Origin of the sequence: Carboxylicivirga longa, from assembly GCF_050589825.1 — a bacterium.
Classification (GTDB): Bacteria; Bacteroidota; Bacteroidia; order Bacteroidales; family Marinilabiliaceae; genus Carboxylicivirga; species Carboxylicivirga longa.
Genome location: NZ_JBNGOZ010000004.1, coordinates 43,635 through 57,467 on the forward strand (window position 1 = coordinate 43,635; position 13,833 = coordinate 57,467).

The 13,833-nt window shown below is 43.6% G+C and carries 15 protein-coding genes; 10 read left to right on the forward strand and 5 right to left on the reverse strand.

The annotated features are described in order from the left end of the window. The first annotated feature begins 13 nt into the window (after positions 1–13). Positions 14–898 (forward strand): TIGR01777 family oxidoreductase, encoded by an 885-nt coding sequence (locus ACRD7A_RS04620; RefSeq protein ID WP_430809958.1) that lies wholly within the window; start codon positions 14–16, stop codon positions 896–898. A gap of 100 nt (positions 899–998) precedes the next feature. On the opposite strand, the gene trhA is transcribed toward ACRD7A_RS04620, so the two are convergent. Beyond that, a complete protein-coding gene (trhA, locus tag ACRD7A_RS04625) occupies positions 999–1,622 on the reverse strand; it encodes a PAQR family membrane homeostasis protein TrhA (RefSeq protein ID WP_430809959.1) in 624 nt (207 codons plus the stop codon). A 134-nt stretch (positions 1,623–1,756) separates the two neighbouring features. Continuing rightward, a complete protein-coding gene (locus tag ACRD7A_RS04630; protein WP_430809960.1) occupies positions 1,757–3,622 on the reverse strand; it encodes an alpha-amylase family glycosyl hydrolase in 1,866 nt (621 codons plus the stop codon). Between the two features lie 331 nt (positions 3,623–3,953). Between ACRD7A_RS04630 and ACRD7A_RS04635 the strand changes: the two genes are divergently transcribed. Next, positions 3,954–4,421, forward strand: coding sequence for a MaoC family dehydratase (locus ACRD7A_RS04635; RefSeq protein ID WP_430809961.1), 468 nt, complete (start codon positions 3,954–3,956; stop codon positions 4,419–4,421). A gap of 123 nt (positions 4,422–4,544) precedes the next feature. Here ACRD7A_RS04635 and rbr read toward each other — a convergent pair whose 3' ends face one another. Continuing rightward, positions 4,545–5,117 (reverse strand): rubrerythrin, encoded by a 573-nt coding sequence (gene rbr / locus ACRD7A_RS04640; RefSeq protein WP_430809962.1) that lies wholly within the window; start codon positions 5,115–5,117, stop codon positions 4,545–4,547. 124 nt (positions 5,118–5,241) lie between these two features. Further along, entirely contained in the window at positions 5,242–5,946 is a 705-nt protein-coding gene (gene rd / locus ACRD7A_RS04645) for a rubredoxin (RefSeq protein ID WP_430809963.1), read from the reverse strand. Between the two features lie 257 nt (positions 5,947–6,203). Here rd and ACRD7A_RS04650 point away from each other — a divergent pair, with 257 nt between their 5' ends. The 8 genes from ACRD7A_RS04650 (at position 6,204) to rplI (ending at position 13,279) form a co-directional block, all read left to right on the forward strand. Next, positions 6,204–7,040 carry a helix-turn-helix transcriptional regulator gene (locus ACRD7A_RS04650; protein WP_430809964.1) on the forward strand — a complete coding sequence of 279 codons (837 nt, stop codon included), beginning with the start codon at positions 6,204–6,206 and terminating at the stop codon, positions 7,038–7,040. A gap of 252 nt (positions 7,041–7,292) precedes the next feature. Beyond that, positions 7,293–8,444, forward strand: a complete 1,152-nt coding sequence (locus tag ACRD7A_RS04655; RefSeq protein ID WP_430809965.1) for an iron-containing alcohol dehydrogenase — start codon at positions 7,293–7,295, stop codon at positions 8,442–8,444. A gap of 278 nt (positions 8,445–8,722) precedes the next feature. After that, a complete protein-coding gene (locus ACRD7A_RS04660) occupies positions 8,723–9,553 on the forward strand; it encodes a sulfide/dihydroorotate dehydrogenase-like FAD/NAD-binding protein (protein ID WP_430809966.1) in 831 nt (276 codons plus the stop codon). Positions 9,554–9,555: 2 nt separating this feature from the next. Then, entirely contained in the window at positions 9,556–11,040 is a 1,485-nt protein-coding gene (gene gltA, locus ACRD7A_RS04665) for an NADPH-dependent glutamate synthase (RefSeq protein ID WP_430809967.1), read from the forward strand. A 4-nt stretch (positions 11,041–11,044) separates the two neighbouring features. Further along, positions 11,045–12,037 carry a dihydroorotate dehydrogenase-like protein gene (locus ACRD7A_RS04670; RefSeq protein ID WP_430809968.1) on the forward strand — a complete coding sequence of 331 codons (993 nt, stop codon included), beginning with the start codon at positions 11,045–11,047 and terminating at the stop codon, positions 12,035–12,037. A gap of 159 nt (positions 12,038–12,196) precedes the next feature. Continuing rightward, the gene (rpsF, locus tag ACRD7A_RS04675) at positions 12,197–12,544 is read left to right on the forward strand and encodes a 30S ribosomal protein S6 (protein ID WP_430809969.1); all 348 of its coding nucleotides are present in this window, start codon (positions 12,197–12,199) and stop codon (positions 12,542–12,544) included. A 3-nt stretch (positions 12,545–12,547) separates the two neighbouring features. Further along, the gene (rpsR, locus tag ACRD7A_RS04680) at positions 12,548–12,817 is read left to right on the forward strand and encodes a 30S ribosomal protein S18 (RefSeq protein WP_212188816.1); all 270 of its coding nucleotides are present in this window, start codon (positions 12,548–12,550) and stop codon (positions 12,815–12,817) included. Positions 12,818–12,835: 18 nt separating this feature from the next. Then, positions 12,836–13,279 carry a 50S ribosomal protein L9 gene (gene rplI, locus ACRD7A_RS04685; protein ID WP_430809970.1) on the forward strand — a complete coding sequence of 148 codons (444 nt, stop codon included), beginning with the start codon at positions 12,836–12,838 and terminating at the stop codon, positions 13,277–13,279. A 169-nt stretch (positions 13,280–13,448) separates the two neighbouring features. On the opposite strand, the gene ACRD7A_RS04690 is transcribed toward rplI, so the two are convergent. Further along, a complete protein-coding gene (locus tag ACRD7A_RS04690; protein ID WP_430809971.1) occupies positions 13,449–13,826 on the reverse strand; it encodes a RidA family protein in 378 nt (125 codons plus the stop codon). Between the last annotated feature and the right edge of the window lie 7 nt (positions 13,827–13,833).

Consider the following 13,833-nt stretch of genomic DNA (forward strand, 5'->3'; position numbering starts at 1 on the left):
AGAGTTATACATTATGCCGCAAGGACGATTAAACAAAAAGGTAGTCATTAGTGGATCTACCGGATTTATAGGGACTGCCCTCAGTACTTTTTTGGAGAGCAATGGCTATGAAGTGGTCCGTTTAAGGCGTCATCATTTTAACACTCAAAATGGGCAGCTTGCCAATTTGTTAAGCGGTAGTTCTGTGGTTATTAATCTGGCAGGTGCCCCCATTGCAGCCCGAAAGTGGACGGCCCGCTATAAGAAAGAAATTCGTGACAGTCGGATTCAAACAACTAAAATGCTGGTAGAAACCATGCGTGCCATGCCTTTGAAGCCTGAGTTGTTTATTTCTACGTCAGCCGTTGGTATCTATGATCGTTATGAGGTTCACGATGAGTTTTCTACTAATTATGCGGGCAATTTTCTGGGTACTGTTTGTAAACAGTGGGAAGCTGCGGCCTGTCAGGTGCAGCGATGGAAAGATGTGCGCTTATGTGTAGTGCGACTGGGTGTTGTGCTAGGCAATGAGGGCGGGGCATTTCCGCGAATGCTGGCTCCTTTTAAGTGGGGCATGGGTGCTCCCTTGGGCGAAGGCTATCAGGTTTTCCCTTTTATTCATCTTAATGACTTGCTGAGTGCCTTTTGGTATCTGATCTGTCGTGTTGATTCCCGTGGAATCTTTAACATGGTGGCTCCGCAGATGATTTCTAATCTGGAGATTACCAAGGTGCTCCAGCAGCGTATTCATAGATCGCTGCTGCCAGCGGTACCGGCTAGTGTGCTTAAAGTACTGATGGGCGAGGGGGCATCGATGCTACTGGAAGGCCAGAAGGTTGTACCGCGCCGCCTCCAGGACACCGGTTTTCATTTTCAGTTTCCTACTTTTGATGATGTACTTGATGATTTGTTGTATTAGCCAAAATCGATTAAGTTAAAAAAGGATGGTAGTTGGCTCAATGCAAAGCAAGCTGTGAATAGGCTTACTATTATTCATCTTTTCAGGTTTCTAGTTGATTTTACAGATGCCAGTAAATGCCATGAAAGTGAGCGTAGGCACCCGCCAACACAAAAAAATGAAAGATGGCATGGTTGTAGGGTATCTGTTTGATTTGATAGAGTATAGCACCCACTGTGTAAAACAGGCCACCCACACCCAGCCATAGTAAGGCGCCACCCGGCAGCTGTTCACTAAGTGGTTTAATGGCAATAACCACAACCCAGCCAAGTAATACGTAGCTAATGGTGGAGACCAGCTTAAAACGGCCGGTAAAAAATAGTTTAAGTATGACACCTGCAATGGCCAGTAACCACACACCTCCCAGTAGCAGGTAAGCCCAGTTAGTACCCACCCCAATGCTGAGAAATGGCACATAAGAGCCGGCGATCATCAAGTAAATGGCACAGTGATCGAAAACCTTGAGCCTATGTCTTCGCACCATATCTTTTTCGGCATGATACAAGGTGGAGGCGCCGAACAAGGATATTATGCATATCCCGTAAACCAGGTATGCAATGAATGTCTCTAAATCCTTGGCTTTGAATAGTAAAAAAAAGAGCGCCACCACGCCCAGTAAGAAACCAGCCAGGTGACTGCTTATGTTGAGTCGTTCTTCAGACGGAGTATATGTGTTTATTTGCACGTTTATTCTTTTGGGCTAAAGTTAGGGTATTCTGCCTTTTTATACTATTCATACTTGAATGAACTTAATGGCTTATCCACACTCATCGGATGACTGAAGGAGCCGTATAGCGTATGCTCATCCGATGAGTTTTATTATTGGCTTGTAAGCTGATAAACATAAGATGCCAGGGGCGGAATAGTACACACTACGGTTGCAGTGCCTGCTTTTACCTGCAGGGTGTTACTGCTTCCGTACAGAACGTCTTCAAGATGGTAGTGGCCATCTGTCAGCTCCCATGCAGTGATGATTTCGGCAGGTAGCTGATAAGTAAAGCTCTGGTTCTTATTGTCTGAGAAGTTGGACAAGATGATCAGCTTTTCATTGTCGCACCAGCGCACAAAGCTGTAGGTTTTATCATCGTAGTCCTCTGTAACGGAACGGTTCCATAAATGTGTGTCGGCATAATTACCCATTAGTGCTGTGCTTTGCTTTGAAAAGCTTAGTAGTCGCTGATAGAAATCGCGTAGTTTTTTTTCTTCGGTAGTTAGCTGGCCTCCGTCAAAGGCTCCCTCATTCATCCAGCGTTGATGATGTGGAACACCAATATAGTCAAAAATACTGGTGCGGCTGGGGCTGCCAAAGCCCGCGTTCTCGGCGCCCGGTTCGCCTACTTCCTGTCCAAAATAGATCATGGTAGGAGCTGTGCTGATGGTAGTGGATACCACCATGGCCGGCATTCCTTTTTTAGCATCGCCTGCAAATTCCGGACTTGCAATACGCTGTTCATCGTGGTTTTCCAGAAAGTGCAACATGTGGTGTTCTATATCCTTTAAACCTTCTTGTATGGCCGGCAGGTTATCGGTTAAGCCGTGACCCTGCATGATGTGTTTCAGCGTATCGTATAGTTCTACCTTATCATACAGGTAATCCATTTTACCCATATGGATGTAATCGCGATACAGAGCCGGGTTATACACTTCGGCCAGCAGGAAGGCATCCTCATTAGCCATTTTGATGGATGAATTCATAAAGCTCCAGAACTCAACAGGCACCATTTCAGCCATGTCAAAGCGAAAACCATCCACCCCAAGTTGGGTCCAGTATAGTGCAATATCACGAAATTTGAGCCATGAATCGGGTAAGGTTTTGTTTTGCCAGAAGGCATAGTGGGCAGTATAGTCCTTTTGCGCGTATTCTTCAGGTAAGGCAGGGAAATCTTTCGTTCCATCAGGGCGTACTCCATAGTTGATTTTAACTGTTTCATACCAATCATGAAAACCTGGTTGTGCCAGTCTGGATCCATTTCCTGTCCACTTCGCCGGATTTTCATCAAATCGCCCATCAGCCAATGGGTGGTTTTCTCCACCAAGTGCCTGGTAGCCATTGTCCGGGTTGGGCACTTTAAATGACTCACCGGGTATGTAGTAAAAGTTGTTATTGACCGCATAGACCACTGAAGTGTCATCCTGAGCACCAAAATCCAATACGCCATCCGGGTTATTTCTGCCTTCGTAGTGTCGGGCCACATGATTGGGAACAATATCAATAAGCACTTTCATGCCATGTTGATGGGTACGGTCGATTAAGGCTTTGAACTCTTGCAGGCGATTTGCCGGATTATCGGCCAGGTCGGGATTAACATTATAATAGTCCTTAACGGCATAGGGCGACCCAGCCCGACCTTTTACCACATCAGGGTCGTCATTGGAAATGCCATAAGCCGTATAGTCTCTTATCACGGCATGGTGGGGTACGCCCGTGTACCATATGTGCGTAATCCCAAGCTTTTTTAGTTCAGAGAGGGCCTCGTTATTGAAATCACTGAATTTGCCAACCCCATTTTCTTCTATGGTGCCCCAAGGCTTATTGGTAGTATTAGTATTGCCAAAAAGGCGTGTGAATAACTGATAAACAACTGTTTTGCCATTTGTTGTGTCCTGTTCTTTCTTTGGTGGTTTGGATTGGCAGGCCATCAATATCAGGCACAGGAAGGCAATTGTTATCTTCGGGTGTATCATTGTATGTGAATTTAGTTTGCGTTAATTATAATGGCATGGGCAAGTTACAAAACACCTGGCTGTTGAGAATCTTTTTTTTGGCAACGGCGTAGGTTATTGTGCTGAGTTTTTGTGCATGAAAATTAGTTAAATCCAATATAATTAGGTTCTTGGGATGTTTGTTGTTGGATTTTTGGCATTGCGCTCATCGCATAAATAAGGTTGAATTTGTTCCCTTTAATATTGTGCAAACGTTTTCGGTTGTAACTGTTTTTAGGGCTTGCACAATCAAATAGTGTGGCATTGGCCGAATTATTTTATCTTAGCGCCTTCAAATAATAAAATAAAGACAATGAGTAAGGTAGTTATTAAGAGTTTTGAGGAATTGGAAAAGTTAATTGGAAGTGACCTTGGTATTTCTGATTACCATGAATTTACTCAAGAACAAATTAACTTATTTGCCGATGCTACTTTGGATCATCAGTGGATTCATACCGATGTGGAAAAGGCAAAGACGGAGTCGCCATTTGGCAATACTATTGCACACGGCTATTTAACTCTCTCTATTTTGCCCCACCTGTGGAATCAGATTGTGGATGTGCAAAACCTTAAGATGCAGGTGAATTACGGTATCGAAAAGCTGAAATTTAATGCTCCTGTTTTGGTAAATAGCAAAGTGCGCCTGCATGCCAAGGTGAATAATGCTGTTAACTTAAGGGGTGTAACGCGCGCCAATATTGGGATAAAGCTAGAGATTGAAGGAAGCAAAAAGCCGGCTTACGAAGGCGAGATTGTTTTTCTATACCACTTCGATGCGTAGGTGCGTATATAATTTTAAGATATGGAAGAGGCTGTTACAGGCCTCTTTTTTTTGATCTGATTGGAAAAAAAAAGAGGACAGCCATGCTGCCCTCCGGGAATGCCATTACTTAAACTCTGCGGTCTAGAAATTGCATTCGTGTACTTCAAAGTAGGCTTGTGAGTGTAGGCAGGCAGGGCAGTTCTTAGGTGCCTTAGTGCCTTCGTGAATAAAGCCACAGTTACGACACATCCAGGTTACCTTACCGTCCTTTTCAAATACCTTACCTTCTTCCAGGTTTTTATACAGCTTGCGGTAGCGGGCTTCATGGTGTGCTTCTACCTTAGCAATCATTTTAAAGGCAACAGCCACTTCTTTAAAACCTTCTTCTTCCGCTATTCGGGCAAATTCAGGATACAATTCAGCCCACTCTTCGTTTTCGCCATCGGCAGCTGCCTGTAGGTTGGCCTTGGTGTCGCTAATAATACCGGCCGGGTAGGTGGCAGTTATTTCTACCATGCCTCCTTCTAAAAATTTAAAAAATCTTTTGGCATGTTCACGCTCCTGCTCAGCTGTCTCCATAAAAATCGCCGCAATCTGCTCCAGACCTTCTTTTTTTGCCTGCTTGGCAAAATAGGTGTAGCGGTTTCTTGCTTGCGACTCACCGGCAAAGGCTTTCAATAGGTTTTGTTCTGTTTGGGTTCCTTTTAAGCTCATGTTGTTCTCTTTATCTATTTGTAATTTTATCCTTACAAACAAATATAAGCTTTCATCATATTATTGCTTCTTATTTACTATTAATAATGTATAATTTAGGTCGTTTCTAAATATTATTCCGTATTTACAATGCTTCAAACATCTCTTTTGGAGAGCCACAGGTAGGGCAAAGCCAGTCATCTGGTAGATCTTCAAATGGAGTCCCTGGTTTTATGCCGTTCTCGGGGTCACCTTTCTGAGGATCATAAATATAACCGCAAGCCATACATTTATACTTTTTATGTTTGGATTCAGACTTGTCTTTTGGAGGCTTAATTTTTGCAGGATCAATATAGGTGGGGGCATTTTTAGGTGCCAGCCCTTTCTTCACCTCATGATAATAGGCGTAGGTGAGAGGCTGTTCGTTCGGTTCAAGTAGGTCATTGTCTTCAATGGAAGCGATAAATAAAATATGAGAGCCCACATCTACTTGTTGATTTACCTTACAGTCGAACCAGGCAATACAGTCTTCTGTGATAATGGGCGCCCCCGTGCTTGCTGTTTTATATTTTACCGATGCAAACTTGTCAATATCTTTACCGCTATTGTAGCCAAATAAGCCCAGTGTTTCCGGTTTGGCCTCTTGTTTCAGTATAGAAATTGAGAAAATACCGCTTTGCTGAATCATGGCGCAGCTGTGGTTGTTTTTACTACAGCTAATGGCAATTTGCGGAGGATTGGCCGTTACCTGAAAAGCTGTATTGGCCACATAGGCATTTCGCTGATGAGCGTTCTGGGTAGCTACGATATACAGTCCGTAACTGAGTTTGAAAAAAGCTTCGTAATTCATATTTAGACTTTTAGTGTGTGTCGAATTCAATTTAGTAATAAGAAGGAGGGAATAAAAGTATCGAATAGTAAAATAAGGAGTGCGGGGGTGTATAATATGCAATTTAGAAACGGTTTAAATACCTGAGCGACTTATTTATTATGCGATTTGGCCGACTGGCGGTTTTGCTCAAATCTTTGCATATTTGTATTGGAGGCATCTGTCTCAATGATTTTACAACGTAGGCGACTACTTGGCTTGTAATAATACCGCAGGATATGGCTGTTGAAAATATACCCGAAATTTATACTGATAATTACACGGAGTACAAAGACCTTTTTATCTATGATTTTAGGGTGGCGCATAATGTGGTTAAGAGCAAGGTTAATCTGAGCATGAATATGTTTAGCTTCTTACAGGAGGGGAGTAAGTATGTACATATTGCCGATGCTACAGTTGCTGTGAATACCCATCAATCTTTGCTAATTCCCAAAGGTAACTGCCTGTGGACTGAGTTGCTGAATCAGGACGCGGTTTATTATTGCAAGCTTTTGTTTTTTTCCGGGCAGCGACTTGTTCGTTTTCTCAATAATCAGCAGGTTGAGCAGCAGGCTGGTTTGGAAGCCGATTCTTATTTTATAATCGAAAACGATGCCTACATGGCATTGTTTTTAAAATCGCTATCGATATTCAAACACCCGCTTACCCAAGTGCATAAGCAATTGCTTTCGGCGAAGTTTGAGGAGTTGCTGCTGTATTTGATTGCTAAATATGGCGAACGATTTATTCGCTATTTATTTTCCATGGTATCCAGCGAACAATCGCCTTTTAAAACCATTGTGGAGCAGCATATGTATTCAAACCTTAAGCTGGAAGAAATTGCCTTTTTGTGCAATATGAGTTTGTCCACCTTTAAGCGTCATTTTTTAATGGAATATAATGAGCCGCCGGGAAGGTGGTTGCAGGATAAACGACTCACAAAGGCGAAAGAGGTTTTGCAGCAAGGAGCCGTCAAAGCTTCGGATATTTATGAAGATTATGGTTACAGTAACCTTTCTAACTTTAGCAGTGCTTTCAAAAATAAATTTGGAATTAGTCCAACTGATATCGCTTAAGGAATTAATAATTGGCTTATTCTTATCAACATCCTGATAGATAGCAGTCTGTGACGTCGATTTTAGTGAGTTTGATACTGAAAAGGCAATAGTTTTTAGTATTTGAGCTAATTTCATAAGTTATTGAACGAAAAGGATAAGCGCCGCCTTGTTCACTTGCCATACTTTTGTCAACGAAATCAATAAGTAATTTCTGAAATGAATATCAGGCTTATTGGTGAGGCAAAGAAATAACATTAATACAAAAAGAGAATGGCAAAGTTTATTGTACCGAAGGAGATTTTTCATGGATTGGGAAGTCTTGAAAATTTAAAAGGATTAAAAGGAAAAAAGGCAGTGATTGTAATTGGCGGTAATTCAGTTAAAGCCAATGGATCTTTAGAAAGAACAGTTAATTACCTGAATGAAGCAGGTATCGATTCTGCTGTTTTTTCGGGAGTCGAGGCCGATCCATCGATTGATACAGTGAAAAGAGGAGCTGCATTTTTTGCACAGGAGCAACCCGATGTGATTGTGGGTTTGGGAGGCTGCTCAGCCATTGATGTTGCTAAAGCTATGTGGGTATATTACGAGTATCCCGACTCAACGTTAGAAGCCTTAGCTGCTCCATTTGCTGTAAAAGCTTTACGCAATAAGGCCTATTTTGTAGCCATACCTTCAACCAGTGGTACGGGAACCGAAATAACCGGACTTTCGGTAATTACGGATAAGGAAAAAGGTACTAAGTACCCCATCGTATCTCACGAGCTTACACCGGATGTAGCCATTGTTGATGGAGAGCTTTGTGCCAGCATGCCTGCACACGTTACGGCCAATACAGGTCTGGATGCTTTAAGTCACGGTGTAGAAGCCTATGTATCTAATATCGCTGACCGCTACAACGACGCCCTGGCCAAAGAGGCTGTTGATTTGGTGTTTAAGAATTTGCCGGTAACATATACCGATCCTGAGAATATGGAGGCGCGTCAGGCTATGCACGATGCATCGTCCATGGCAGGTATGGCTTTTACAAATGTATGGTTGGGTATTGTGCACGCTATGTCGCACCAGCTAGGTGGCACTTTTGGTATTCCACACGGATGTGCCAACGCAATTCTAATGCCTAATGTGACACGTTTTAATGCGAAGGTAACCGATAAATACAACGATTTGGCCGGCTTGTTTGGAAAGACTACTGCGGAAGAGTTTGCCATTGAAATTGAAAAGCTAAGGGCAAGTGTTGGCGTAGTGGATTCCATTAAGGCCTGCGGGATTAGTCAGGAAGAGTGGGATGCTAAGCTGGATACCCTAACGGCAAACGCCTTGAAAGATCCTTGTACGCTTTTTAATCCCCGTAAACCTGAATTCGACGAGATTAAGGCGATTTATCAGGCATGTTATGAGGGTGTAGCAGTGAATTGCTAATCGTAGAAATATGTCATTAAGGCCTTGGGTAATTATGCCCGGGCCTTTTTTGCATTTTAACAGCCGGTGCATTGTTTTATCTTCTCGATTTTGGCTTAGTGAAGAAGTCGGAATGGCTTGTTTAGAATTTATATAAATTATTGTGCGATAATCAATGTCATTAATTCAGGATTATTCAAACGCTATTTTTACCTTTGGAAATTCAACAATAGTGCCGACTCAGTTAGTGTTTGCGGCCTATTGATCTCGTAGACTGTAATTTAGTTATTAATATTGTAATGAACAGAATTGTTGAAAAGGAGTATTTCTCAGAGAATGTTGTTCGTCTGGAAATTGAAGCTCCGCGAATTGCAAAAGCTCGTCGTGCAGGGCATTTTGTAATAGTTAAAGTAGGGGAGCGTGGCGAGCGTATTCCGCTGACTATTGCTGCAGCTGATGCAAAGCGGGGCACCATTACGCTGGTGATACAACGAGTGGGGGTGTCATCACGACGTATTACCGATTTGAATGTGGGTGATGAGCTCACGGATTTGGTGGGTCCGCTGGGTGAAGCAACCCACATTGAGAAGGTAGGAACTGTACTTGCTTGTGGAGGCGGTGTTGGAGTGGCTCCATTACTGCCCATTGTAGAGGCCCTGAAAAAAGCCGGTAATAAAGTGATTACAATATTGGCAGCGCGAAGCAAAGACCTGATTATTCTTGAAGACCAGATAGCGCAATACTCTGATGAGGTAATAGTGATGACTGATGATGGTTCTTATGGTACTAAAGGCCTTGTAACCGATGGTATGAAGGCCGTGATGAATCGTGAGAAAGTGGATCAGGCCGTGATTATTGGTCCTGCTATTATGATGAAATTTGCTGCCTTAACCACCAAGGAGTATAATGTTCCTACCGTTGCCAGTTTAAATACCATTATGGTGGATGGTACCGGTATGTGTGGTGCCTGCCGCATAACTGTGGGTGGCAAAACAAAGTTTGTGTGTATTGACGGGCCGGAGTTTGATGCCCATCAGGTGGATTTTGATGAGATGCTACTTCGCCTGAACGGCTATAAAGACATTGAAAAAGGTGCCGATCAAAAATACCTAAATTCGAAAGAGGAATAATTATGGCCGTTAGCAAAGCATATTTAAAAGAAGAAAGAGAGCAGGAATGGCGCGTGGAGGTGCGTAAGCTGCTTAAAAATAAAGAGCGCACAGCACTTCCTCGTGTTAAGATGGGAGAGGTAGAGGCCCGTGAGCGCATATGCTCAAATATTGAGGTTAACAAAGGGTTGAGTGCCGACGAGGCGGTGAATGAAGCGCGTCGCTGTCTCGATTGTCCCGATCCTACTTGCATTAGTGGTTGCCCGGTAGAAATTAATATTCCTAAGTTTATTAAGCGCATTGAGCAGGGCGATTTTTTAAAGGCTGCCAGGGTTTTGAAGGAGACCAGTACCTTGCCTGCAGTTTGTGGTCGTGTGTGTCCGCAGGAGAAGCAATGCGAAGCAAAGTGTTTCTACCAGTTGAAGCTTAAGAATGAGCCGGTAGCCATTGGTTATCTCGAGCGTTTTGCCGCTGACTATGAGCGCGAATCAGGACAGATATCAGTGCCCGAAGTGGCACCGGCCAATGGTATTAAAATAGCGGTGATTGGCAGTGGCCCGGCCGGGCTTACTTTCGCCGGCGACATGGCCAAGCAAGGCTATGATGTTACCGTTTTTGAGGCGCTTCATGAGATTGGAGGTGTTTTAAAATATGGAATACCTGAGTTTCGACTGCCCAACAGCATTGTGGATGTTGAGATTGACAACTTGAAGCGCATGGGCGTGAAGTTCGAAAATAATTTTATTGTGGGACGCACCGCAAGTATCGAAGATCTCAAAGAAGAAGGTTTTGCCGGCTTCTTTACTGGCAGTGGTGCTGGTTTGCCACGTTTCATGAATATACCGGGCGAGAATTACATAGGCATTCTAAGCTCCAATGAATACCTTACGCGGGTAAACCTGATGGATGCAGCCAATCCCGATACTGATACACCCGTAATTAGTGGGAAGCAGGTGGCAGTAATCGGCGGTGGTAACACAGCCATGGACTCAGTGCGAACAGCGCGTCGCTTGGGTGCCGAACGTGCCATGATTATCTATCGTCGTTCCATGGAGGAGATGCCTGCACGTGTGGAAGAGATAAAACATGCGCAGGAAGAGGGAATTGAATTTCTGACCCTGACCAACCCGGTGGCTTATTTTGCCGATGAGAAGGGCCGTGTGAATAAAGTGCGTGTGCAGAAGATGGAGCTGGGAGAGCCCGATGCTTCCGGACGACGTCGTCCGATGCCGGTGGAAGGTTCGGAGTATGATATTGATGTGGATACCGTTGTGGTAAGTGTGGGGGTTTCACCCAATCCACTTATTCCAAGTTCGTTGCCACAGTTAGAAACCACGCGCTGGGGAACCATTGTGGTGGATGAGGATAAGTTACAGACTTCCATACCGGAAATGTTTGCCGGCGGCGATATCGTAAGGGGCGGTGCTACCGTTATTTTGGCCATGGGTGATGGACGAAATGCCGCAGCAGCCATGCATAAGTATTTACAGGATAAACGAAACGCTTAAATCCATGAGTAATTTGCAAACAACATATTTAGGAATTCCCATCAAAAATCCAATTGTGGTGGGTAGCTCTGGTTTATCATCGACCATTGACGGTATAAAGGCACTGGCGAAGGCCGGGGTGGCCGCCATAGTGCTCAAGTCTGTTTTTGAAGAGGAAATTAAGGCGGAAGCGGAACAAACAATAGGACAGCAATTGGGGCAGGACGATAATAACCTGGAGTTCTACGATTACTATGATTATCAGGTTAAAAACGAGGTACTGGATCGTTATGTGTCGCTCATTCGCGAGGCCAAGGCAGCCGTTGATATACCCATTATTGCCAGTATTAACTGCTCAAGTTACAGTGAATGGGTATCCTTTGCCCATAAGATTGAAGAGGCGGGAGCCGATGGTATTGAGCTTAATATCTTTAAGCTTCCCTTTGGTGTGAAGGATGAGGCCGCTGCCATTGAAAAAATATATTTCGATATTGTGGATAAAGTAAAGACGAGCCTGCGCATACCCTTCGGTATAAAACTGGCACCTTACTTTACCAACCTGGGAAATGTTATTCATCGCCTGTCGCACAGCGGCGCGCAGGGTTTGGTGCTTTTTAATCGTTTCACCTCAGTTGATTACGATATTGAGAATGATCAGGTGGTGGTAGGCAAAGTATACTCCAATGCCGATGAGTATGTGAATTCATTGCGTTGGATATCCATTGCTGCACCAAATGCAGGTTGTGACCTGATTGCCTCAACAGGCATACATGATTATCGCACGCTTGTAAAGATGTTAATGGCAGGTGCTTCATCGGTTGAGCTGGTGTCGGCTATTTATAAAGAAGGAGCTGAGGTAGTGGGTGCCATGCTGAGCGAGTTGGAGCAGTGGATGAGCCGTCGAGGTTTCCAGTCCATTGCCGATTTTAAAGGGCGCCTGAGTCAGGGAGAGGCCTCCAATCCCGAGGTGTTTGAGCGCGTTCAGTTTATGCGTTACTTCTCAGGGCATAAACAATAGCAATAGCAGAAAGAAAAGATAGGGAGAAGGCAGGGGTGAATTTGTTTCAACTTCTGCCTTCTCCCTATCAACTAATTCCCTTATTTACTGCTTTGTTTCTTACTTTTTTATTTCTATCTTTGCGCCCTGATTATTTAAACCTTCTAAAATTAAGAAGATATGTTAAATCGTTATGAAACCGTTTTCATTTTAACTCCCGTTTTGTCTGATGTTCAGATGAAGGAAGCGGTCGACAAATTCAAAGGTTTGATTGTTGAGGCCGGAGGTAAAATGGTAAATGAAGAAAATTGGGGACTTCGTAAGCTTGCTTACCCAATTCAAAAGAAGTCAACAGGATTTTACCAGTTGTTCGAATTCGAAGCTAATGGTGATTTTATTGCCAAGTTCGAAACTGCGTTCCGTCGCGACGAGCGCGTGTTACGCTTCTTGTCATTCAGATTAGACAAGTACGCAATGGCGTATGCAGAGAAAAGAAGATCAACTAAAAAAGAAAAAAAGGAGAACTAGACCATGGCACAGAATCAATCAGAAATCAGGTATTTGACTCCTCCGTCAGTAGAAATTAAAAAGAAGAAGTACTGTCGTTTCAAAAAGAACAAGATCAAGTATATCGATTACAAAGATCCTGAGTTCTTAAAGAAATTCCTGAACGAGCAGGGTAAGATTTTACCTCGTCGTCTCACCGGTACATCTTTAAAGTATCAGCGCAAAGTTGCGCAAGCAGTGAAGCGTGCACGTCACTTGGCCTTGTTGCCATACGTAACCGATTTGATGAAATAAGAAAAAGGAGGATTTACGATGGAAATTATTTTAAGAGAAGATATTCAGAATCTTGGCCATAAGAACGACATTGTGACGGTAAAGAATGGTTACGGACGTAATTATTTGATTCCACAAGGCCTTGCTGTGTTGGCAACGCCGTCGGCTAAGAAAGTACACGCAGAAAACCTGCGTCAGAGAGCTCATAAAGAAGAGAAAATCAAAAATGAAGCACTCGAAGTAGCTAAAACACTGGAAGGTAAGTCATTTACTATTGGTGCAAAAGCTTCGTCAACGGGTAAGATTTTCGGTTCTGTAAATACCATTCAAATTGCAGAGGCATTAACTAAAGAAGGTTTCAGCGTTGAGCGTAAGAGCATTTCGATGAAAGACGATGCCAAAGAATTGGGTACTTACACGGCTACTGTTAAGCTACACCGTGAAGTTAAGGTTGACATCTCAATTGAGGTGGTTGCCGAATAACAATTTTATTAATCTCGGATAGATTAAAAAGCATTTTTCAAACAGACATAAACCACCATGGGGACATGGTGGTTTTTTTGTGTCTTTTGGTTAAGGTAAAAAAATAAGCGGATGACTAAATGCCAGGAGCATCGAGTCATCCGCTTATTCAGTGCAGTTTTGTAGTATATTATTTTACTGCAATAGTCTCAATTTCTACCATTACGCCCAGGGGTAACTCCTTAACAGCAAAGGCGGCACGCGCCGGCGGGTTTTCTTTATAGCGAGCACCATATACTTCGTTCATGGCGGCAAAATTGGCCATGTCGCTCAGTAGGCAGGTAGATTTTACCACATCTGCAAAAGAGTAGCCGGCCTCTTCAAGAATTGCAGCAATATTTTTCATCACCTGTTCGGTCTGCTCTTTTATACCGCCTTCTACTACCTTGCCTGTGGCGGGATCAACCGGCACCTGGCCCGATATATAAAGGGTTCCGTTGGCCTCAATAGCCTGGCTGTAGGGGCCAATAGCTCCCGGTGCCTTGCTTGTTGAAATCACTTTTTTCATATTTGCT

Coding starts and splice junctions, on each gene's coding strand:
- rbr (WP_430809962.1), bottom strand. CDS start 5,117: ATGAGCTTAAAAGGAACCCAAACAGAACAAAACCTATTGAAAGCCTTT.
- rpsR (WP_212188816.1), top strand. CDS start 12,548: ATGGCACAGAATCAATCAGAAATCAGGTATTTGACTCCTCCGTCAGTA.
- ACRD7A_RS04690 (WP_430809971.1), bottom strand. CDS start 13,826: ATGAAAAAAGTGATTTCAACAAGCAAGGCACCGGGAGCTATTGGCCCC.
- rd (WP_430809963.1), bottom strand. CDS start 5,946: ATGAATTACGAAGCTTTTTTCAAACTCAGTTACGGACTGTATATCGTA.
- ACRD7A_RS04650 (WP_430809964.1), top strand. CDS start 6,204: ATGGCTGTTGAAAATATACCCGAAATTTATACTGATAATTACACGGAG.
- rplI (WP_430809970.1), top strand. CDS start 12,836: ATGGAAATTATTTTAAGAGAAGATATTCAGAATCTTGGCCATAAGAAC.
- ACRD7A_RS04655 (WP_430809965.1), top strand. CDS start 7,293: ATGGCAAAGTTTATTGTACCGAAGGAGATTTTTCATGGATTGGGAAGT.
- ACRD7A_RS04670 (WP_430809968.1), top strand. CDS start 11,045: ATGAGTAATTTGCAAACAACATATTTAGGAATTCCCATCAAAAATCCA.
- rpsF (WP_430809969.1), top strand. CDS start 12,197: ATGTTAAATCGTTATGAAACCGTTTTCATTTTAACTCCCGTTTTGTCT.
- ACRD7A_RS04635 (WP_430809961.1), top strand. CDS start 3,954: ATGAGTAAGGTAGTTATTAAGAGTTTTGAGGAATTGGAAAAGTTAATT.
- ACRD7A_RS04620 (WP_430809958.1), top strand. CDS start 14: ATGCCGCAAGGACGATTAAACAAAAAGGTAGTCATTAGTGGATCTACC.
- ACRD7A_RS04630 (WP_430809960.1), bottom strand. CDS start 3,622: ATGATACACCCGAAGATAACAATTGCCTTCCTGTGCCTGATATTGATG.
- ACRD7A_RS04660 (WP_430809966.1), top strand. CDS start 8,723: ATGAACAGAATTGTTGAAAAGGAGTATTTCTCAGAGAATGTTGTTCGT.
- gltA (WP_430809967.1), top strand. CDS start 9,556: ATGGCCGTTAGCAAAGCATATTTAAAAGAAGAAAGAGAGCAGGAATGG.